General features: G+C 69.5%; 17 protein-coding genes. 6 read left to right on the plus strand and 11 right to left on the minus strand.

Features of this window, described 5'->3' with window-relative positions; translation table 11 throughout:
• Window positions 1–14: 14 nt before the first annotated feature.
• From KY661_RS07630 to KY661_RS07650, 5 genes are all read right to left on the minus strand, one after another.
• On the minus strand, window positions 15–2,180 hold the full coding sequence (locus KY661_RS07630; RefSeq protein WP_225409580.1) for an FAD-dependent oxidoreductase: 2,166 nt from the start codon (window positions 2,178–2,180) through the stop codon (window positions 15–17).
• Window positions 2,177–4,348, minus strand: coding sequence for an NAD(P)-binding protein (locus KY661_RS07635; RefSeq protein WP_225409581.1), 2,172 nt, complete (start codon window positions 4,346–4,348; stop codon window positions 2,177–2,179). Before KY661_RS07635 ends, KY661_RS07630 begins: the two co-directional genes overlap by 4 nt.
• Window positions 4,345–5,355: an acetoacetate decarboxylase family protein gene (locus KY661_RS07640; protein WP_225409582.1), complete on the minus strand. Its 1,011-nt coding sequence runs from the start codon at window positions 5,353–5,355 to the stop codon at window positions 4,345–4,347. The genes KY661_RS07635 and KY661_RS07640 overlap by 4 nt, the downstream gene beginning before the upstream one ends.
• Window positions 5,352–6,158, minus strand: coding sequence for an acetoacetate decarboxylase family protein (locus tag KY661_RS07645; protein ID WP_225409583.1), 807 nt, complete (start codon window positions 6,156–6,158; stop codon window positions 5,352–5,354). The genes KY661_RS07640 and KY661_RS07645 overlap by 4 nt, the downstream gene beginning before the upstream one ends.
• Window positions 6,159–6,239: 81 nt before the next feature.
• Entirely contained in the window at window positions 6,240–8,195 is a 1,956-nt protein-coding gene (locus KY661_RS07650) for a protein kinase domain-containing protein (protein WP_225409584.1), read from the minus strand.
• Window positions 8,196–8,374: 179 nt separating this feature from the next.
• On the opposite strand from KY661_RS07650, the gene KY661_RS07655 reads away from it, so the two are divergent.
• Window positions 8,375–9,439, plus strand: coding sequence for an MBL fold metallo-hydrolase (locus KY661_RS07655; RefSeq protein ID WP_225409585.1), 1,065 nt, complete (start codon window positions 8,375–8,377; stop codon window positions 9,437–9,439).
• On the opposite strand, the gene KY661_RS07660 is transcribed toward KY661_RS07655, so the two are convergent.
• The 5 genes from KY661_RS07660 to KY661_RS07680 all read right to left on the minus strand — a co-directional run bounded on the left by KY661_RS07660 (window position 9,440) and on the right by KY661_RS07680 (window position 14,261).
• Window positions 9,440–11,620, minus strand: coding sequence for a D-alanine--D-alanine ligase family protein (locus tag KY661_RS07660; protein ID WP_225409586.1), 2,181 nt, complete (start codon window positions 11,618–11,620; stop codon window positions 9,440–9,442).
• A complete protein-coding gene (locus tag KY661_RS07665) occupies window positions 11,605–12,222 on the minus strand; it encodes an RDD family protein (protein WP_225409793.1) in 618 nt (205 codons plus the stop codon). Before KY661_RS07665 ends, KY661_RS07660 begins: the two co-directional genes overlap by 16 nt.
• A gap of 23 nt (window positions 12,223–12,245) precedes the next feature.
• A complete protein-coding gene (locus KY661_RS07670; protein WP_075005241.1) occupies window positions 12,246–12,755 on the minus strand; it encodes a hypothetical protein in 510 nt (169 codons plus the stop codon).
• 79 nt (window positions 12,756–12,834) lie between these two features.
• Window positions 12,835–13,803 (minus strand): porphobilinogen synthase, encoded by a 969-nt coding sequence (gene hemB, locus KY661_RS07675; protein ID WP_225409587.1) that lies wholly within the window; start codon window positions 13,801–13,803, stop codon window positions 12,835–12,837.
• A gap of 89 nt (window positions 13,804–13,892) precedes the next feature.
• A complete protein-coding gene (locus tag KY661_RS07680) occupies window positions 13,893–14,261 on the minus strand; it encodes a response regulator (protein WP_225409588.1) in 369 nt (122 codons plus the stop codon).
• A gap of 162 nt (window positions 14,262–14,423) precedes the next feature.
• Here KY661_RS07680 and KY661_RS07685 point away from each other — a divergent pair, with 162 nt between their 5' ends.
• Window positions 14,424–14,840, plus strand: coding sequence for a response regulator (locus KY661_RS07685; RefSeq protein ID WP_225409589.1), 417 nt, complete (start codon window positions 14,424–14,426; stop codon window positions 14,838–14,840).
• A gap of 1 nt (window position 14,841) precedes the next feature.
• Here KY661_RS07685 and KY661_RS07690 read toward each other — a convergent pair whose 3' ends face one another.
• Window positions 14,842–15,033 (minus strand): hypothetical protein, encoded by a 192-nt coding sequence (locus tag KY661_RS07690; protein WP_075005238.1) that lies wholly within the window; start codon window positions 15,031–15,033, stop codon window positions 14,842–14,844.
• Window positions 15,034–15,243: 210 nt separating this feature from the next.
• Between KY661_RS07690 and KY661_RS07695 the strand changes: the two genes are divergently transcribed.
• The 4 genes from KY661_RS07695 to KY661_RS07710 are packed head-to-tail and all read left to right on the plus strand — an operon-like array spanning window position 15,244 to window position 18,585.
• Entirely contained in the window at window positions 15,244–16,152 is a 909-nt protein-coding gene (locus KY661_RS07695) for an ABC transporter ATP-binding protein (RefSeq protein ID WP_225409590.1), read from the plus strand.
• Window positions 16,149–16,985, plus strand: coding sequence for a hypothetical protein (locus tag KY661_RS07700; RefSeq protein WP_225409591.1), 837 nt, complete (start codon window positions 16,149–16,151; stop codon window positions 16,983–16,985). The genes KY661_RS07695 and KY661_RS07700 overlap by 4 nt, the downstream gene beginning before the upstream one ends.
• Window positions 16,985–18,103 carry a hypothetical protein gene (locus KY661_RS07705; RefSeq protein WP_225409592.1) on the plus strand — a complete coding sequence of 373 codons (1,119 nt, stop codon included), beginning with the start codon at window positions 16,985–16,987 and terminating at the stop codon, window positions 18,101–18,103. Before KY661_RS07700 ends, KY661_RS07705 begins: the two co-directional genes overlap by 1 nt.
• Window positions 18,100–18,585, plus strand: a complete 486-nt coding sequence (locus KY661_RS07710; RefSeq protein ID WP_225409593.1) for a YkgJ family cysteine cluster protein — start codon at window positions 18,100–18,102, stop codon at window positions 18,583–18,585. The genes KY661_RS07705 and KY661_RS07710 overlap by 4 nt, the downstream gene beginning before the upstream one ends.
• The last annotated feature ends 64 nt before the right edge of the window (window positions 18,586–18,649 follow it).

The following is an 18,649-nucleotide window of genomic DNA, read 5'->3' on the forward strand; positions in this document are numbered from 1 at the left end:
GCGGGGGGCAGGGCTTAGAAGTCGCTCTCCCCGGAGATGTGCGCCGGGGTGCCGGAGATGGCCTGGGCGGCCTGGAGGCCGGACATCACCGCCGCCTCCACGCACCCGCAGTTGAGCCCCGTGAGCGTCCAGTCACCCGCCAGGTACAGCCCGTTGTACCCGGAGTCGTGCGAGCCGAGCCGGGCCTCGGTGGAGCCCGGCAGCGACAGCACATAGCGCTCGGACGGATCGATATTGGCCTTCCAGAACTGGCTGTCGAAGCGGTCCACGCCCCGGCGGGCGCCGTCCAGGTCCACGAGCAGCTCCCAGTTCAGGGCCGTGGGGTTGTAGCCCGTCGCATGGGGCCACAGCGCGCCCGTCCACTCCCGGAACCAGCGCAGGGCGATCTCCTTGAGCCGCGCGTGCTCCCGCCGGGGAAAGTCCGTGTCGGTGAAGGGCGGAATCTCCGGGGCGTCGGTGAGCGGCGCGGTGAAGTAGGCCAGGTTGCGCACGGTGCCCGCGGGCCACGGCTCCCGGGGAAGCAGTTGGGACATGTCCGCGTAGGTGTTCACCGGCTCGGCGTAGGTGGTGGACACCGTGGGCTCCTCCCGCCAGCCCAGCCCCTCCAGGCTGCGTGACAGCCACAACTGCACGCCCATCGTCTGGTTCGTCTGGAGCGCCTCTACCATGCGCTGCCAGCGCGGGCTGTGCTCCAGCAGCTCCCCGGCCACGTGGGGGAAGGCCCCCAGGGAGATGCCCATGACGAGCAAGTCGTAGTCCCGGCCCCGCTCCAGGGTGACGTACTGCTCGCTCTTCCCGCGGGGCGCCCAGGCGGACTCCAGGTTGATGCGGGAGTCCTGGAGCTGCTCGCCCTCGATGAGCTGCTCGTAGCGGGGCCGGTCGGGCCAGCACGGCAAGCCGAGCACGTCCACGAGCGGCTGGTACCCGGCCGCCGGGTCCTTCAGCGTCACCTGGCGCGTCATCTCCACCCGGTCGATGTTGCGCGTGAGCGAGTTGACCCGGAGCTGGTCCACCTTGTGGAAGAAGTGGAACTCCACCCCGCGCCGCTTCAGCACCTCGTAGAGGGGCGCGAACACCACGTCCCCCATGCCCGCGCGCATCTTGTAGAAGATGGCGCCCTTGTACGTGAGCCCCATGCGCAGCAGGAAGCGCGTGGCCACGCCCGCGGCCAGCGACTGGTGGGCCGGGTCGCCCTTCACGTAGGCGAACAGCAGGGCGTACATGCCCGGGACGAGGGGGGCCCGGTACAGCGTGAAGTCGCTGGCGCCATGGCGCGCGAGCCAGGCCCGGAAGTCCTCGCCATCGATGCCGTTGAAGCCGGTCTCCAGCACCCGGTCCCGCAGGATGCCCCGGGCGATGACGAGCCCCAGCTCCAGCAGGGACCAGAGCTTGCGCACGGCGCTGTCCTCCCAGTGGCGGACGACGCGCGCCGACAGGCGGCCCCAGGCCTCCTCGATGAGCCAGAGGATCGCCTGGAGGTGGTTCGAGTCCTGCGCCCCCTGCCCTCGCGGCAGCCGGGCGGCGAGCTGCTGCGCGAGCTGGAGCGTGCGGCCGATTCCCGGCGCCCCGAGCCTCGGCAGGAGCGGCAGCCCCAGGGAGCGCATCACCCCCTCGACCTGGGCGGGCAACGACTCGGGCGGAGGGGTCGCCGCCGCGAGGCCCGCCCCCGGCGCGCCGCGCAGCTGGTCCACCAGCAGCTGAAGCCCCCGGTCCAGGGCATCGGCCAGCGAATGCGGCTCCATGCCCTCCCCCTGCCCGGGCTCCTTCGTGTTGGTGGGGAAGTGGAAGTTCCAGTCCACCCAGCCCTGGGGGGTGCGCTCGAACAGGGTGATGAGCGACTGCTTCTTGAAGGCCTCCTCCAGCGTGGCCAGCGGCGCGCCCCGGCGGCGGCCCAGCTCCGCGTAGACCTGCCGCATCATCCGGAAGGCATTCTCGTAGTGGCCCATCCACACATGGAGGCCATGCTCCTCGATGCGCTGGGCCACGTCCGCGTTGCGGCCGCTGGCGCCCTTGCCGCCCAGCCGCCAGCCCAGGGTGTAGAGGACGACCTCGTACTGGTCCTTCCACCCGGGGGCGCTCGTCAGCCCGTACGCCGCCGTCATGGCGCCCACGCCACCGCCCAGGATGACGATCCTGCGCTTGCGGCCCTGGCGCCCCGTCTGTCCCACCCTGTCACTCATCGGTACCAGAACGCCTCACCGGAGATGGGCAGCGGCTGCCCGGTCACTGCGCGGAAGGCGAGCATGCCGGAGATGACGGCCCCCTCCGCCGCGCCAATGTAGAAGCCGTTGTCCACCCAGTCCCCGCAGATGGACAGGTTGGCGAAGCCCGTCCGGTCCGGACGGATCCGCGCCTTGAACGTGCCGGGCAGGGCCAGCGTGTAGCGCTCGCTCGGATCCACGTTGGCGCGCCAGTACTGGGTCTCGAAGCGCGCCTCCCCTTCCCCGCCATTCGAGGGCACCAGCAGCGTCCAGTCGAACGCGCCTGGCGCCCGGGGCTGGGTGGCACGCGGCCAGAGCACGCCGATGTGGTGGTTCAGGAAGTGGACTGCGTCCTGCCGGGCCCGCTCCGTCTCCTGCGTGGGAAAGGCGTGCGCGTCCGGGGGGGGCGGCTGGCGCGGGCCCGGCTGGGGGCCACAGAAGTAGGCCACGGTGCGGGGCGCATTGGGCTGGGCCCAGCCCTCCCGGGGCAGCAGGTTCGTCATGTCCGCCCACGTGTCGATGGGCTCGACGTAGCCGGTGAGCATGGGGCTGCCCACCGTCCACCCCATGGCGCTCAGGTCCTTGGATGTCCAGATCTGGAAGGACTGCGTCTGGATGGTGGCCACCTGCTCCACCATCCGCCGCCACGCGGCGTTCTTCTCCACGAGGCTCGGACAGAGAAAGGGCACCGAGGCCACGGGGATGCCGAAGACGACATGGTCGAAGTCCCGGCCCGCCTCCAGGACGCGCTCCTCCACACTCCGCCACGGCGTGTAGAAGGACTCCAGGTTGATGCCCTCCCGGAGGAGGTTGTCGCCCTCCAGGAGCTGATCCCACAGCGGCTGGCTGGGCCAGCACGGCAGGTTCTTCACATAGATGAGGGGCTCGTACTCCCGCGAGGGATCCTTCAGCGTCACCTGGCGCCCGATGCGGATGCGCCGGATCTGCGGCAGGCCCGTCACGTCGTCCGCGACCAACTCCTCCACCCGGTGGAAGAACTGGAAGCGCACCCCGTTCTTCCGGCACGCCTCGTAGAGCGGCACGAAGATGACGTCACCCATGGAGGCGGCGAACTCGTAGGCGATGTGCCCCTGGTACGTGAGCCCGATGCGCAGCAGCGCCCGGAGCGCGCTGCCCGCGCCGATGGCCTGGCGGTCGGGATCCCCATCCACCATGGACATGGCCGCGTCGTAGATGGTGCGCGCCAGCGCCGACTTCAGCGTCAGCTCGTGGGCCCCGTGCTTCGCCAGCCACGCGCGGTAGTCCATCTCCTCGATGGCGTTGAAGCCCCGGACGAACACCTGATCCGAGAGGATGCCGACGAGGTTGGCCACCAGGAAGTCCAGCCCCACGCACATCTGGAAGAGCAGGAAGTTCGACTCCAGCAGGGGCGTGAACCGGGCCCACAGCCAGCGCAGGAAGCCGCGCAGCGTGTCGAGCAGCGCCGCGTCCAGCATCCCACGCACTTCCACCTCGCCCCGGAGCACCGCGAGCACGCGCACATGGGCCTGCTCCAGCAGCCGCTGCCCCTCCTGCACGAGCAGGCGCACGGACAGGAGCAGGTCGGCCCCCCGCCCCATGTTCTCCGCCAGTACCTCGCGGAGCCTGCCAAGAAAGTCCTGAGCGGTGCCCTCCGCCGCCGTGCCCACCAGCAGCCCCTGGGTCCGGTCGAAGAGGCCCAGGATGGTCTGGAACAGGACCCCCAGAATCTCCTGGGAGGAGTCGATGCAGTCGGACATCCCTGGCGAGCGGGAGTTCGAGGGGAACGGAATGACCCAGCGCTGCCACGTGCCGTGGACGAGCTCCTGCAGGGCCAGCAAGTCCCTCGGCAGGAAGGCCTGCTCGAAGGTGGCCAGGGGCATCGTCGCAGGCCGGTTCATCTCCCGGTAACACGCGCGCATCAACTGGAAGGCGTTCTCGTAGAAGCCCCAGAAGATGTGCAGCCCATGCTCCTCGATGCGCCCGTGGGGCCCTCGCCCGCTGGCGCCCTTGCCCCCCAGCCGCCAGCCCACCTGGTAGACCGTGACTTCGTACCGGGCGCGCAGCTCGGGCGTGCTCGACAGGTAATAGGCCGTCGTCAGCGCCCCGGCACCGCCCCCCAGCACCACGACCTTCTTCCGAGGTGCCGCCGCACCGCCCTCCGTCATGAACCGCTCCAGATGAGGTGTCCTTCGTTGAGCCGGAAATCGAACTGGATTTGCAGTCCCCCGGCGATGGACAGCTGGCCCCGGGAGTTGAGCTCCAGCCCGAGATCCTCCGCCAGTGGCTGCGTGGCCAGCGAATCGATCGTCAGCCGGAAGCGCCGGGGCAGCAGCCGCAGCCCGCGGAGCTTGAGCTGGTCGGCCTCCGCGCCCACGATGGCCTGGTAGCACGCGTCCGTGCGGGTCCCCACCCCGCGGAACTGCTTGAGGAAGACCATGGGCAAGGTGGGCCGGAACAGGAAGTCGAGGATGCGCGAGCCCACCTCGAAGTTGAAGTCGAGCAGCGAGCCCAGCTCGTCCCGGAGCACGCCCACCTGCTGAAGCAGGTTCTCCGCCCGGAAGCCCTCGGCGCCGTCCGTGTCCGAGGACATGCCCAGGTCCAGGTCCATGGACTGGCCATCCGCCCGCTCCAGCAGCAGCAGGCGGGCCACCTCGGCCCGCGTGCCTGGGCTGAGCGTGCGGTATGCCAGGGTCCGCACCTCGAAGGCCCCCGCGCCCTGCCCCGTGCCGGGCATGCGGATGTCGGCGGCCTGCTTCGGAAAGCCGTAGATCTCCCGCCCCCCGGCCACTGCCCACGGGTTGTCCGTGTAGATGTACGGGACGAAGAGCTCCACGCGCTGGCACAGCTCATCCGGCCCGTGCCGCCGGGTGTCGCTGGCGGCGATCCAGAATGTCACCTCGCGCTCGGAGGTGAAGCCCCAGTCCCGGAAGCCTTCGGCCTCCGAGGACAGCCGGCCCACGTGCTGGAACGTCAGCATCACGAAGGGCAACCGTGGGCGATAGTGGACCGCGCCCCCCGAGGGCTCGTTGAGGAACCGGTCACAGAGCGCCTGGAGCCGGTCCTGCCGCCCCTTGAGGAAGAAGACGGACAGGTTGACGTCCTGGCACAGGCTCGGCGGGGGGTAGACCTGGAGCGACGGATGGTCGACGTACTTGCGGCCTGAAGGGCTCATCGGCCCTCCGGCCCGTGCCAGTTGAGGGGCTTGGGCATCACGAAGCGGACCCGGGGCAGGTACTGCACCACCTGGGGCGTGTAGTTCAGCGGCACGAGCGTGCGGCCCAGCGGGCTCTCGCCGGAGAGCGAGAACGCATCCCCCTCGCCGAACAGCCGCAGGCGCGACTCCATCTCGAAGTGCATGATGTTGCGCGTCTGGAACACTTCCTTGGGGGTGACGAAGCCCACGGAGAGCCGCTGGAACCCGGCCGGCTCCGCCGGGTAGCGGACGCGACCCTGAACGAGCGGCTTGCCGTCACAGGCGATGTCGAACTGGCACCACGGGGCGCCGAAGGCGATGTTCACGGGCTGGGGCGCCGGGTGCTTGGCGTGGCCGTGAACCTCCCGGCCAAAGTCGATGGGCACTTGCTGATCCAGCACCAGCTTGTAACAAAACGTGGTGACCTCGGGATGGCCCAGTGGCTGGAGCATCTCCATCGGCGCGTGGACCGCCACCTCCACCGGCTTCAGCGACACCATGAAGGCGACGATGAACTCCTTGTAAGGCCCGCACGTGGTGTCGTGGTAGTCCGCCACCCAGAGCGACATGGCGCACTGGCCGCCCCCGAGGGACACCGGCTGGTAGCGCTGCCCCGCGAGCAGGCCCCGGACGGCCTCAAGGTCCGCCGGTCCGTGGAGCACCAGCATGTCCGCGGAGCGGCAGACGTAGGGCACCGCGCAGACGGCGCCCGAGGACAGCTCGTACTTCTCGGTGCAGGGATAGGCATCGAACAGCGAAGACTCGGTCTTCGTCATCTGCATGAGAGGGGACCTCCATCGGCCGCGCGGCATGCGCGGACAGCTGCTGGGTGTCACTGCCCCCGCCCCTCCCTCGGAAGCGCTTCACTGCGTGTTCGGATTGGTCGCGGAGTCGTCGGGCAGTGCCGGCATATTGTACGGCCCAAGAACCTCGTAGAGATTCACGGGCTCACCGCTCCCCGGGAGCATCCGCGCCCCCAGGTGCTGGCACCGGAAGCGCTCCGCCAACCGCTCGATGAGCCGCTCGGTCACCAGGATCTGATCCCGCCCCGCCAGCGAGGACAGGGCCGCGGAGGTGGTCACCACGTCCCCCAGCACGGCGTAGTCCAGCCGTCCGAGATCATGACTCCCCAGCCCACCGGCGACCACCTTTCCCGAGTCCAGCCCGATGCTGACCCCATGCGCGTACGGGGAGGCGTCGCCCGAGCGGAAGGCGCGCGTCTGGAGCTCCTGGCGGATGGAGATGCAGGCTGCCATCGCCCGGTAGAGGTGCTCGTGGCCCCGGAACACGGCCATCACCGTGTCGCCCATGAACCGGTCCACCACGCCCTGCCGCGACGTCAGCTCGGGGACGATGATGTGGAGGCTGTCGTTGAGCTTCTGGACGATGCCCACGGGCGCCTCGTGGCGCGTGGCGGCGGTGAGGCCCTTGAGGCCAATGAACACCACGGTGGAGTCCACGCGCTCGCCGGCCAGCGCCTCGCGCCCCTGCGTGAGCGTGCGCAGCAGCGACAGGACCGTGCTCTGGACGAACAGCGCCAGCAGCTCGTTCTCCTTGATGGAGCGCGCCATCTGCCGCAGCTCCCGCACGTGCCGGAGCGTCTTGTTGAGCGTCGTCTCCAGATCCTGGAAGTCCAGCGGCTTGACCAGGAAGTCGTAGGCCCCCCGGTTCATCGCCGTGCGGATGTTGGTCATGTCGCTGTAGGCCGAGACGATGATGACCTTGGCGAGCGGATAGGCCTCGCTGACGCGGCTGAGCAGGGCCAGCCCGTCCATGCGCGGCATGTTGATGTCCGTGACGACCACCTCGATGTCGGGCGACTGGCGCAGCTTCTCCAGCGCGTTCTCGCCATCGGAGGCGAAGAGGAACTGGTAGACGTTGTCGCGGATCTGCCGGCGGAAGGCCTGCTTGAGCAGCATCTCCACGTCCGCCTCGTCATCCACCACGAGGATCTTGCACGCCTGGGGCCGCTCCGCCGTCTTCACGAGGGTGGCGAAAGAGGACACCATCTCGTGCGAGGAGCCGAAGCGCAGGGCGGGGTCCGGGTGCAGCGCGCGCTTGAAGAACCCGTCCAGCTCCGCGCTCAACCCCAGGTTCATCGTGGAGGGGGCCGTCTCGGGCGGGTGGAACGTGCCCGACAGCAGCGGGCCGACGAGCTCGAGCGTGAAGGGAAACTGCCCGGTGAGCGCCCGGAAAGTCACGACCGCGATGGACCACAAATCACTGCGGTGATCGAGCGCGCGGTCGCCCCGGATCTGCTCGGGGCTCATGTAGCGCAGCGTGCCGATCATCCCATCCGCGGGCGTGTCGAAGGAGACCTCCTCCGAGCGCTTCACCAGCCGCGCCAGGCCGAAGTCGAGGATCTTCACCACCTCTTCGCCATCGACACGGGCCAGGAAGATGTTCGCGGGCTTGAGATCGCGGTGGACGATCCCCGCCGTGTGCGCGGCCGTTAGCGCCTTGCCCACCTGGAGCAGGATGGAGGCCACGGCGCCCGGGGGAAGCTGTGGCTGCCGCCGCAACCGGGCCTCGAGGTCCTCCCCGTCGAGCAGCTCCATGACGATGTACGGGTCCTCGCCCTTGTCCAGGCCGAAGTCGTAGATCTGCACCACGTTCGGGTGGCGGAAATGGGCGATCGCGCGCGCCTCCTGCTCGAACTGGCGCCGGGCCGAGTCCGAGGAGATGCGCAGCGAGGTCGTCAGCTTGAGCGCGACCTTGCGATCCAACTGGGGATCATGCGCCAGCCAGATGGCACCCATGCCACCGCCGGCGATCTTCTTTTCCAGGATGTACCTGCCGCCCACCTGGCGTCCCGACATGGACCGTCACCCGAGTGCTTGGTTGCTCGGCCTCCATCTCACCACAACTTTCGTCGCTGACGTAGAGGGCGGCTCGTCCGGGGCCTGCGGTCCTTCCCAGGTTTCGGATTTCCAGGGCCCCCCGTGCCCTTTTCCTGGGCTAAAACAGGTGACTTCCCGCTTTTCCCCGGAGCCTCTCCATGACCATGACCCGGCGGCGCCGCACCTGGCTCACCGTGCTCGGATTGTCCGGCCTGCTCGGGGCCACGGCGATGGGGGTGGGCTGCCACGCCTTCTCCGCCCCCATGTACCAGGGGCCCAAGTCAGATCACTTCGACGGGGAGCGGTTTCACAACCAGGATCCGCGCAAGGCCCAGATGGGCTTCTGGGACTGGCAGCTCAACAAGCAGCAAGGCCCCTGGCAGGACTGGACGGAGGCTCCTCCGGGCCCGCCTCCGCCCCGGCGTGTGCCCCGGGGGGCACTGCGGGTGACATTCATCAACCACGCCACCACGCTCCTCCAGCTCGATGGGCTGAACGTGCTGACGGACCCCATCTGGTCGGATCGCTGCAGCCCCGTGTCCTTCGCGGGCCCCCACCGCGTGCGCCCGCCGGGCGTGCGCTTCGAGGACCTGCCCCCCATCGACGCGGTCATCCTCAGCCACAACCATTACGATCACATGGACGTGCCGACGCTGAAGCGCCTGGCGGCGCAGTTCCCGAACGTGCGCTTCTTCGCGGGGCTGGGGAACCGGGCGTTCCTCGAGTCCAAGGGGCTGCGCAACACGGTGGAGCTGGACTGGTGGCAGGAGGTGCAACTCAGCCCGGAGGTGAAGCTGGTGAGCACCCCGGCGCACCACTTCTCCAACCGGGGGCTGAGCGACAAGGACGGCACGCTGTGGACGAGCTACGTGCTCCAGGGCCCCTCGGGGGTGACGTACTTCGCGGGAGACACCGGCTACGGCAAACACTTCCGCCAGGTGCGCGAGCGCTTCGGCCCGCCCCGGCTCGCCGTGCTCCCCATCGGCGCCTTCCGGCCCGAGGCCTTCATGGAGGTGGTGCACGTCTCGCCCGAGCAGGCGGTGCAGGCCCACCAGGACCTGGCGGCCCAGGTCACCGTGCCCATGCACTTTGGTACCTTCCGGCTGGCGGATGACGGGCAGGAGGAGCCCGTCACCCGGCTGCGCGCGGCCCTGGAGGCGCAACCGGAGCCGAAGCCGGCCTTCTGGGTGCTCGACTTCGGCGAGGGCCGCGACATCCCCTGATCAGGAGGGCTTGGGCTCCGTCCGGGGATCCCCGCTCACCGGGGCGGGCGTGCCGTGGTGGCCGTTGCCGGACTTCTCCTCCCCGGCGGCCTTCTCCTGGGCGCTCTTCTCCAGGATGACCTTGGCGGGGGGCTGCTCGTCTGCGGCGCGGCGGGCCTCCCGCTCCTTGTAGCGGCGGATGGCCGGGGCCATGATCTCCCCGATGAGCCCGCGGTAGTCCATGCCGGCGCCCTGGGCGATGAGCACCAGATCGCTCCAGCCTGGCGTCAGGCCCGGCAGCGGGTTGCACTCGATGAAGTAGATGCGCCCCTTGTCATCCATGCGGAAGTCGATGCGAGCCACGTCCCGGCACCCGAGCGCCATGAACGAGCCGCGCGCCGCGGTGCGCAGCCGCTCCAGGAGCGCGGGCTCGATCTTCGCGGGCGCGTCGTAGCGGATGCGATCGGTCCAATCCAGCTTGTGCTGGAAGCTGTAGACGGGGTTCTTCTCTTCCTTGTCCAGGAAGACGATCTCCATCGGGGGCAGCACGCGCGGCCGGCGCTCGCCCAGCAGGCCCACGGTGAACTCGCGGCCCCGGATGTACTCCTCGATGAGGGCCGGCTGCTGGTACTTGCTGGCGATCTCCTTGACCACTTCGCGCAGCTCCGCCTCGCTGTGGCAGACGCTCTTGCTCACCACGCCCTTGGAGGAGCCCTCCGCCACCGGCTTCACGATGAGCGGGAAGGTGGTGAAGTCCTTGTTGAGCCGCTCCTTGCCGGTGATCATCAACTGGAAGTTTGGCGTGTGGATGCCCGCCTGGCGGACGATCTTCTTCGCCAGCGCCTTGTCGAGCGCGATGGAGAGCGTGGCCGGATCGCTTCCCGTGTAGGGGATGTCCAGCAGCTCCAGCATCGCGGGCACCTGGCTCTCGCGGTTGCGGCCCTTGAAGCCCTCGGCGATGTTGAACACCACGTCCAGGGGCGTGCTGGCCAGCACGCTGGGCAGCTCCGGGCTGGCCTCCAGGTCCACCACCTCGTGGCCCCACGAGGCGATGGCCTCGCGGATGGCCTGGAGCGTGGCCGGCGAGTCGTACTCGGCCTCGCTGTCCTCCGAGGCATCCACCGTGGGCTTCACGCGCTTGACGTTGTAGGTGAACCCCACGCGCAGCGGACCCGTCTTGCGCGCGGGCTTGCCCTGGCGCCGGGCCGAGTCCTTGATCTTGTAGCGCTTGGCGGCGCTCTGGATGATGGAGTTGATGACCCCATCCAGGTGCAGCCCGTCCAGCTCCGCGGCGGCGTAGATGCCGGCGCCCGGCTCCAGGCTGGGCAGCGCGTTGATCTCCAGGAAGTACGGCACCCCTGCGTCGCTGAGCCGGAAGTCGATGCGGCCCAGGTCCCGGCAGTCGAGCACCTGGAAGATGGTCCGCGCCATCTTGCGCACGTCCTCCGCGGTCTTCGCGGAGATGCTCGCGGGGGCGCGCACGCGCACGGCGGTGTTGTGCTTCGTCTTCAGCTCGTAGTCATAGATCTGGTACTTGCGGCCCTCGGTGGTGGCCGGATCCATGACGTACTCCACGGGTGAGAGGACCCCGTCGTAGTCGTTGTCCACCGCGGCCAGGAAGGGCACCGTCAAGTCCCTGCCACTGATATACTCCTCGACCAGCACGCCGGCCGGGTACTTGGCGAGCGCCTGCGTCACCTTCTCGTGCACCTCCTCCAGCGTCTCCGCGATGGAGTCCTGGGTGATGCCCTTGGAGGAGCCTTCGAAGTTGGGCTTGACGATGACGGGGAAGTGCAGGTTCTCCGCCGTCAGCTCGCTGAGCTTCTCCACGTACTGCCAGCCCGGCGTGCGGATGCCGTGCTTGGCGAGGATGAGCTTGGTGAGCTGCTTGTCCAGGGTGATGGCCAGCGCGTACGCATCGCTGCCGGTGTACGGGAAGCCCAGCTCGTCGAAGAGCGCCGGATAGAAGGCCTCGCGGAAGCGGCCGCGCCGGCCCTCGGCGGTGTTGAAGATGAGATCCGGGCTGTAGGCCTCCAACCGGGCCACGGTGCGCGAGGCGGGACCGCTGACCTCGAAGCGCTCCAGCCGGTGGCCGAGCCGCTCGATGGCGCCCGCCAGGGCATTGACCGTCTCCTGGGTGTCGAACTCCGCCTCTTCTTCCAGATCGGACAGCCTGAGGTTGTGCGTCAACGCGATGCGCACGGCTTTCCCTTTCTTACCTTCTTCAGCACACGGCCGCGGCGCACCTTGGCCGCGGAGAGCAACCGTCCCGGGGCGCGCTCATGCGCCACCGGCGTGCGGGGAGCCACCGTCGCCCCCGCCACCACTTTCCCGTCCACCACCTGCGTCTGGGCCCACCTGTCGCCCAGCCGCCAGCCGAGCGGATCCCTCAGGACCCGCCACGCCTCCAGCCCCCCGATGACCACCAGGCCCGCCCCCGCGGCCACCTGGCCCAGCGGCAGGGGCATCATTCCCAGGAGCACGATGAGCGCCAGCGGCGCATTGCGCAGGGTGCTGTCGCGGTGGCGCGCCGCAGACCGGGTGGGCAGGTGCATCACCTTCACCCCGAAGATGCGCTTGCCCACGCTCTGGCCCTGAATCATCCCATCGGCCAGGAGCAGGAAGAGCAGCGCCACCACGGAGCCCGCCGCGCCGCACACGGCCGCCAGCCCCCAGGCCACGGCCACGTCCACCAGGCGCGCGCCCACGCGCAGCCACAGCGAGGCCTTGGGATAGGGCGAGCCCATGACGGGATCGTCCTCCTGGACGATGCGCAGCACGCGCGTGCCGCGCTGGGCCGCCATGAGGACACGGTGAGGGGCGGGGCTCACTCCTCGGGCTCCAGGATGAGGCCGCGCTCGGGCGGCTCCGCCTCATCCAGCCCCGCGAGCTGGGCCAGCCGCTCGTGCGCGCTGATGGGCAGCCCCCGGCCCTGCGTGCGCTTGGCGTGCACCCGGGCATGGTCCGCGGCCAGCTCCGCCGTGAGCGAGCCCGTCTCGGACAGCCGCATCAGCCGCTCGCGGGCCTCCTCCGCGTCGTGCGCGGCGGCGTCCCCCTCGCGGGTGAGGAAGACGAAGGCCATGGCGGGCCGCTTGGAGGACTCGCGCATGGCGAACTGCACGCCATCGAGGTTCCAGCCCTGCCTCACCCACTGGTTGACGGTGCGCTCCAGGGAGCCCTCGTCCACCGTGGACAGCTCGACGACCTTGTACTGGAGGGGACCCGGCGCCCGGAGCACGGGGCCCGCGCCCACCTTGGGCGAGGGCCGGGCCCGGCGAGGGCGTTCAGGCGGGGGTTTTGCCTGCTTGCGTTTCGGCCGCTTCTTCTGAGTGGGCATCGATTGTCCGCCGATCACTTTGCGCGCAGTCCGGGGCGCGATCAAGCAGGTGCACAGGCCTGCCTCCCCCGGGTGTCGCCTACAGGAGCTTGGCGGCCTCCAGGGCGTGGTAGGTCAGGATGAGGTCCGCCCCGGCGCGCTTGATGGAGGTGAGAATCTCCATCATCACCCGATCGCCATCCACCCACCCGTTCTGGGCGGCGGCCTTGAGCATGGCGTACTCGCCGGAGACGTTGTAGGCGGCCACGGGCACATCACAGCGCTCCTTCACCCGGTGGATGATGTCCAGGTAGGACAGCGCGGGCTTGACCATGACCATGTCGGCGCCCTCGGCGAGATCCTGCGCCAGCTCGTGCAGGGCCTCGCGCGCGTTGCCCGGGTCCATCTGGTAGCCGCGGCGGTCGCCGAACTGGGGCGCGCTCTGGGCCGCCTCCCGGAAGGGACCGTAAAAGCCGGAGGCATATTTGACCGCATACGACAGGATGGGCGTGTCCACCTGCCCCACCTCGTCCATCGCCTTGCGCAGGGCGAGCACGCGCCCGTCCATCATGTCCGAGGGGGCGATGATGTCCGCGCCGGCCTGGGCGCAGGTGACGGCCATTTGCGCCAGCAGGGGCAGCGTCGCGTCGTTGGCCACGTGGCCCCCGTCAATCACGCCGCAGTGGCCATGGTCCGTGTACTCGCAGAGGCACACGTCCGCGATGACCTGCATCTCGGGAACGGCCTCCTTCACGGCGCGGATGGCGCGCTGGACGATGCCGTCCCGGGCGTAGGCCTGCGTGGCGCGCGCATCCTTCTGGTCCGGAATGCCGAACAGGATGATGGAGGGAACCCCCAGCGCCTGGGCCTGCTTCGCCTCGGCGACGGCGTGCTCCACCGAGAGGTTGAAGATGCCAGGCATGGAGGAGATGGGACGGCGCACGTCCCGGCCCTCCACGACGAAGAGCGGGTAGATGAAGTCCGAGGGGGCCAGCGACGTCTCACGCACCATGTCCCGGAGGACGGCGGAGCGGCGCAGGCGGCGGGGGCGATGGATGGGGAAAGCCATGGGGTGCACGGTATAAACCGAGACCGGGTGCCCGCCACGTCTTCACCGCTGGAGGCCGCCTCCCCGGCAGGCGGCAAGCCCACGGCCCCTCAGGCGGCCCGGTTGACCTTGAGGCAGTGCTTCTCCACCGTCTTCACCAACTGGGAAATCCCGAAAGGCTTGCGCAGGCACTCCACCACGCCCGACGGGGGCGCGCTGTCGCTGGCGGTCATCAGCACGACGGGCAGGGAGGACTTCTCGGGCTCGGCCTGAAGCTGCGCGAGAAACTCACGCCCGGACAGGATGGGCATCCACAGGTCCAGGACGATGAGACAGGGTGTGGTGTCCTGAGCGAGCACCTGAAGGCCCTCGCGGCCGTTCGCGGCCGTGGCCACGCGAAACCCGGCGTCCTCCAGTACGCCTGCCACCGCATCCCGGACATCCACATCATCTTCCAACAGCAACACTGTTCCGCGCATGGAACCCTCGCCCGTGAACGCTCATCAGCGCGGTCCCTCCCCCCCTTCAGATCAGAGTGCGCTTGGAATCTTGTTCAGAGCATGCCAGAGCCATTGCCCTGTGGCACTTGCCGGCGAAGCCCGCGATGTCGACCCTGGCCTCCCAACGCGAGGAACTCAACAATGAGCACTGTGGGCGCGTCTCTCGAGGTCAGTCAGAGCGTGAGCGGCACTCCTCTGACGCGGCGCGGTCCGCTGCTCATCATCGAGGATGATCCCGGCATCCGGGACGCGTTGTCCGGACTGCTGGAGGAGGCGGGCTTCCACGTGGCGGCGGCGGCCAACGGCAAGGAGGCGCTCCAGGTGCTGGCCTGCCTCGGACTTCCGTGCCTCGTCCTGGTGGACTTGTGGATGCCGTTGATGTCGGGAGACGAGTTCATCTCCCGGCTGAAGGAACACCCCAGCCGGTGCCGCCTGCCGGTGGTGGCGATGACGGCCAGCGAGAGTCCGGCGCCCGTGGGCGTGGAGGCCTGCCTGCGCAAGCCCTTCGCCCCCTCGGCCCTGCTGGAGCTGGTCCGGGCGCACTGCACCCGGAAGTGACTCAGATCGTCTGGCCCCAGCGGGGATCCCGCCCCGCCAGCGATGCGCGGCCCAGGGCCCGCTCCGCCTCGTGGAGCGCCCGGGCATAGCGGGTGCGCGCCGCCTCCGTGCCCGCCCGCAGTCCCTCCTGGGCGGCCTTCAGTTCGCGCTGCGCCTGCGCCAGCTCCTGCTTCACCAGTTCTACCCAGTTCATGCGTGTTTCTCCGGTGTTCCGGGATTCACTGTTGCACGGAACGGACCAACGGGGCCCCGGGCCGAAAGGCGCGAAAACTGGACAGGCGGCGGATTTTCCCGCGTGGCTTCTGCGTATCCTCCTCTCCAGAACCGCGTAGGGCCTGACGCGCTTGACGCGGTCGCGGGCGCCGCAATCGCCTGCCGCCTGCGCCGTCTCCAGAGGGTGTCCGTGCCAGCCATCGAAGTCGTTGGTCTTCATAAGGTTTACCGGCGGGCCTTTGGCCGCCGGGGCCAGGAAGCACTGCGGGGGGTGAACCTCACGGTCCCCGAGGGCTGTGCCTTCGGCCTGATTGGCCCCAACGGCGCGGGGAAGACGACGTTCATCAAGTCCATCCTCGGCATCGTCCAGCCCACGGCGGGCGCGGTGCGGGTGCTGGGTGGCTCGCCGGAGGATCCCCGCATCCGCGCGCGGATTGGCTACCTGCCCGAGCGCCTGCACCTGCCCGGCGCGTGGACGGCGCCCGCGTTCCTGCGCACGGTGGCGCAGCTCAAGGGCCTCGCGCCCGACGCGGCGCAGCACCGGCGGCTGCTGGAGCGCGTGGGGCTGGAGGCCGCCCAGGGGCGGCGCATTGGGGGGTACTCCAAGGGCATGCGGCAGCGGCTCGGGCTGGCGGCGGCGCTGCTCGGCGCCCCGGCCCTGCTGGTGCTGGACGAGCCCACCGACGGGATTGATCCCCTGGGCCGGGTGGAGGTGCGTGGGATTCTCCAGGAAGAGGTGCGGCGCGGCACCACGCTGTTCCTCAACTCGCACCTGCTGGCGGAGACGGAGCGGGTGTGTGACCGGGTGGCCATCCTCGCGAGTGGACGGGTGATGCGCGAGGGACGGCTCGACGAGCTGGCGCGGCCCCGGCCTCGGTGGATGGTGCGCTTCGCCCCGGGCCCGGAGGAAGCCGTGCTGGCCTCGGGCTTCCAGCGAAGCGGCACCGAGGGCGTGTACCAGCTCGAAGCGGAGGATCCGGTGGTGCTGAACACCGCGCTGGACCGGGCGCGCGCGGCCGGGGCACTGCTGCTGGAACTCAAGCGCGATGGGCAGGATCTCGAGTCCGTGCTGGCCTCCACCCTGGGAGAAGCGGCATGAGTCCCATCCTCGGAATCGCCGGTTACGTGCTGCGGGAGGCCGCCTCACGCAAGTTCATCCTGGCCTTCGTCATCGGCATCACCCTGCTGCTGCTCGTCCTGTCGCTGAGCCTGCGGCTGGAGGTGCTGGATGGGGCCCTGGCCGCGACGCGCCTCTTTGGCCAGGACATCGGCACCAGCATCCGCGCGGTGGATGTGGCGCTGCGGCCGCTGTTCCAGGTCTGCGCCTATACCGTCTTCTATGGAGGCATGCTCTTCGGCATCGTCGCCTGCTCGGACTTCGCGCCCAGCCTGATGTCCCCGGGCCGCATCGAGCACCTGCTCGCCCTGCCCCTCCAGCGCTGGCACATCCTCGCGGGCACCTTCCTCGGGGTGCTGACGATGATGCTGTGCGGGGCGCTCTATGGCTCGGGAGGATTGGTGCTCATCCTCGGGGTGAAGACGGGCTACTGGACGGCGGGGCCGTTGATCGCGGCGCTGCTGGCGTGCGTGAGCTTCGCGGCGGTGTACGCGGTGATGTTGACCACGGCCACGGTGGTGCGCAGCGCCGCGTTGTGCGCGGCCACGGGGGGCCTGGCGCTGGTGAGCGGCATCATCGCGGGGTTCCGCACTTCCATCGCCCCGGTGTTCGAAGAGGGGGCGAGCCGGGAGATCTTCCAGGCGGTGACGCTGGCGCTGCCCCGGCTGTCGTCCCTGGCCAATGCCTCCGCGGACCTGGCTACCTCGCAACCCCTGGAGGTGAAGTCCCTGGGGATGCTGCTCGTGGGTGTCTTCGTGTTCGGGCTGGGCATCCTGACGGTGGGCTTCTGGCACTTCGAAGGAAAGGACTACTGATGAACCGGCGGCGTGGCATATGGCTGGCCCTGGCCTTGGTGCTGCTGGCGCTGGGCGCGGGACTGATGTTCACGGGCTCGGGCGACGAAATCCCCCAGGCCGAGGCCCCCCAGGTCACCTTCCCGCGCCGCATGCGGCGCGAGGACTGGCAGCGCGCCGAGAAGCGCCGGACGCAAGCGGCCCCCGTGGTGGTGGCGGGAACGGAGCCGGCAAGGCCCGAGCGGCCCCGGGATCCGCTGCTCGCCGCCCTTCCCCGGGGCAAGGGCCGCTCCGCGGTGGTCATCGAGACCAACGCCCTGCGCCACTCTCCCATCGGGGAGCTGCTGCTGGCCTGCCTGATGCGCGATGGGGGCAAGGACCTGGAGCAGTTCAAGCAGTTCAGCGGCATCGATCCCCTGAAAGACCTGGATCGGCTGGTCATCACGGATGACGGCATCATGCTGTCGGGGGACTTTTCGAAGGCGCGCTTCAAGGACGTGCTCCAGGAGAACGTCTCCATGGACTACGGCGCCGATGCCCGGGTCTACGAGCCGGGCACGTGGGTCATGCCCCAGGAGGACGGCGGGGTGGCGCGGGGACGGTTCTCCCGGTCCCTGGCCACCTGGAACAACCAGCTCCTCATGGTGGGCAGCTCGCCGGATGTCCTGAAGGGCCTCATCGACCAGGTCGAAGGGCGAGGCCCGGACGAGCCCTCCATCATCTCCGAGGAGAACACCTACGGAGAGATGTATGGGGTGCTCGCGGTGGAGCAAATCGCCCGGCTGCTGCCCCCGGATCAGCAGGAGCTGGCCGGACGGCTGAAGGAGCTGGCCGACACGGTGGAACTCCACCTGGATGCCCGCTCGGACGTGGCGATGGTGGCGAACATCCGGGGCGCCGATGAGGCGAAGGTGAAAGACCTGGGCAAGTCCCTGGGAGGCATGCTGTCGATGGCACGGATCAAGGCCCAGGCCGAAGGTGAGGAGGACCTGGCCCGGCTGCTGGACTTCGCTCGGGTGCAACCTGACGGCTCCGAGTTCAAGCTGGAGGTGGCGCTGCCGCTGCAGGTCCTCGAAGAGCGGCTCGCGGCGTGCCGGGAAGACAAGCCCGTGGAGCAGGACGCGGGCCCGCGGCCGTGACGGACCTGTCGGCCCTCTGCCTGCACTGTGGCCTGTGCTGCGACGGGAACCTCTTTGACCACGTTCCCTTGCAAGGTCCCGAGGCGGACACGATGCGCCGGCTGTCGCTGACGGTGGTGGCCCGGAAGGACGGCTCTCCGGCGCTCGCCCAGCACTGCGACGCGCTCCAGGGGCGCGTGTGCAGCATCTATGGGGACCGGCCCGAGGGCTGCCGCCGTTACCACTGCACCCTCTTCGGCGCCCTTGCCGAGGGCGAGGTGTCCCTGAAGGAAGCCCTTCCGGTAATTGACGAGGCGCACGCGCGCATCCAGGCGGTGGAGGCCCTGTTGCCCGCGCCCACACCAGAGGCCCCCCGGGCCGTGCTGCAACGGGCCCGGCAGCAGGAGCTTGCCGGGTCACTCTCCCCCGAGGCCCGGGAGGCCTGGACGCGGGCGGAGGACTGGCTCGACCGGCACTTCCGGGGACGGCAGCGGCGCCGCTGACGCACGGGCGAGCCATCCAAAAAACGGATGGCTCATCGGTTCTTCCGTCTGGTCCGTGGATAGG

Origin of the sequence: Allostigmatella hybrida (genome assembly GCF_020103775.1) — a bacterium.
GTDB classification, from domain to species: domain Bacteria; phylum Myxococcota; class Myxococcia; order Myxococcales; family Myxococcaceae; genus Hyalangium; species Hyalangium aurantiaca.

Excerpts from the sequence above, each read along its gene's own strand:
- KY661_RS07655 (WP_225409585.1), top strand. The coding sequence starts at position 8,375 with ATGACCATGACCCGGCGGCGCCGCACCTGGCTCACCGTGCTCGGATTG.
- KY661_RS07665 (WP_225409793.1), bottom strand. The coding sequence starts at position 12,222 with ATGGCGGCCCAGCGCGGCACGCGCGTGCTGCGCATCGTCCAGGAGGAC.
- KY661_RS07705 (WP_225409592.1), top strand. The coding sequence starts at position 16,985 with ATGAACCGGCGGCGTGGCATATGGCTGGCCCTGGCCTTGGTGCTGCTG.
- KY661_RS07700 (WP_225409591.1), top strand. The coding sequence starts at position 16,149 with ATGAGTCCCATCCTCGGAATCGCCGGTTACGTGCTGCGGGAGGCCGCC.
- KY661_RS07635 (WP_225409581.1), bottom strand. The coding sequence starts at position 4,348 with ATGACGGAGGGCGGTGCGGCGGCACCTCGGAAGAAGGTCGTGGTGCTG.
- KY661_RS07640 (WP_225409582.1), bottom strand. The coding sequence starts at position 5,355 with ATGAGCCCTTCAGGCCGCAAGTACGTCGACCATCCGTCGCTCCAGGTC.
- hemB (WP_225409587.1), bottom strand. The coding sequence starts at position 13,803 with ATGGCTTTCCCCATCCATCGCCCCCGCCGCCTGCGCCGCTCCGCCGTC.
- KY661_RS07670 (WP_075005241.1), bottom strand. The coding sequence starts at position 12,755 with ATGCCCACTCAGAAGAAGCGGCCGAAACGCAAGCAGGCAAAACCCCCG.
- KY661_RS07690 (WP_075005238.1), bottom strand. The coding sequence starts at position 15,033 with ATGAACTGGGTAGAACTGGTGAAGCAGGAGCTGGCGCAGGCGCAGCGC.
- KY661_RS07630 (WP_225409580.1), bottom strand. The coding sequence starts at position 2,180 with ATGAGTGACAGGGTGGGACAGACGGGGCGCCAGGGCCGCAAGCGCAGG.
- KY661_RS07680 (WP_225409588.1), bottom strand. The coding sequence starts at position 14,261 with ATGCGCGGAACAGTGTTGCTGTTGGAAGATGATGTGGATGTCCGGGAT.
- KY661_RS07685 (WP_225409589.1), top strand. The coding sequence starts at position 14,424 with ATGAGCACTGTGGGCGCGTCTCTCGAGGTCAGTCAGAGCGTGAGCGGC.
- KY661_RS07645 (WP_225409583.1), bottom strand. The coding sequence starts at position 6,158 with ATGCAGATGACGAAGACCGAGTCTTCGCTGTTCGATGCCTATCCCTGC.
- KY661_RS07650 (WP_225409584.1), bottom strand. The coding sequence starts at position 8,195 with ATGTCGGGACGCCAGGTGGGCGGCAGGTACATCCTGGAAAAGAAGATC.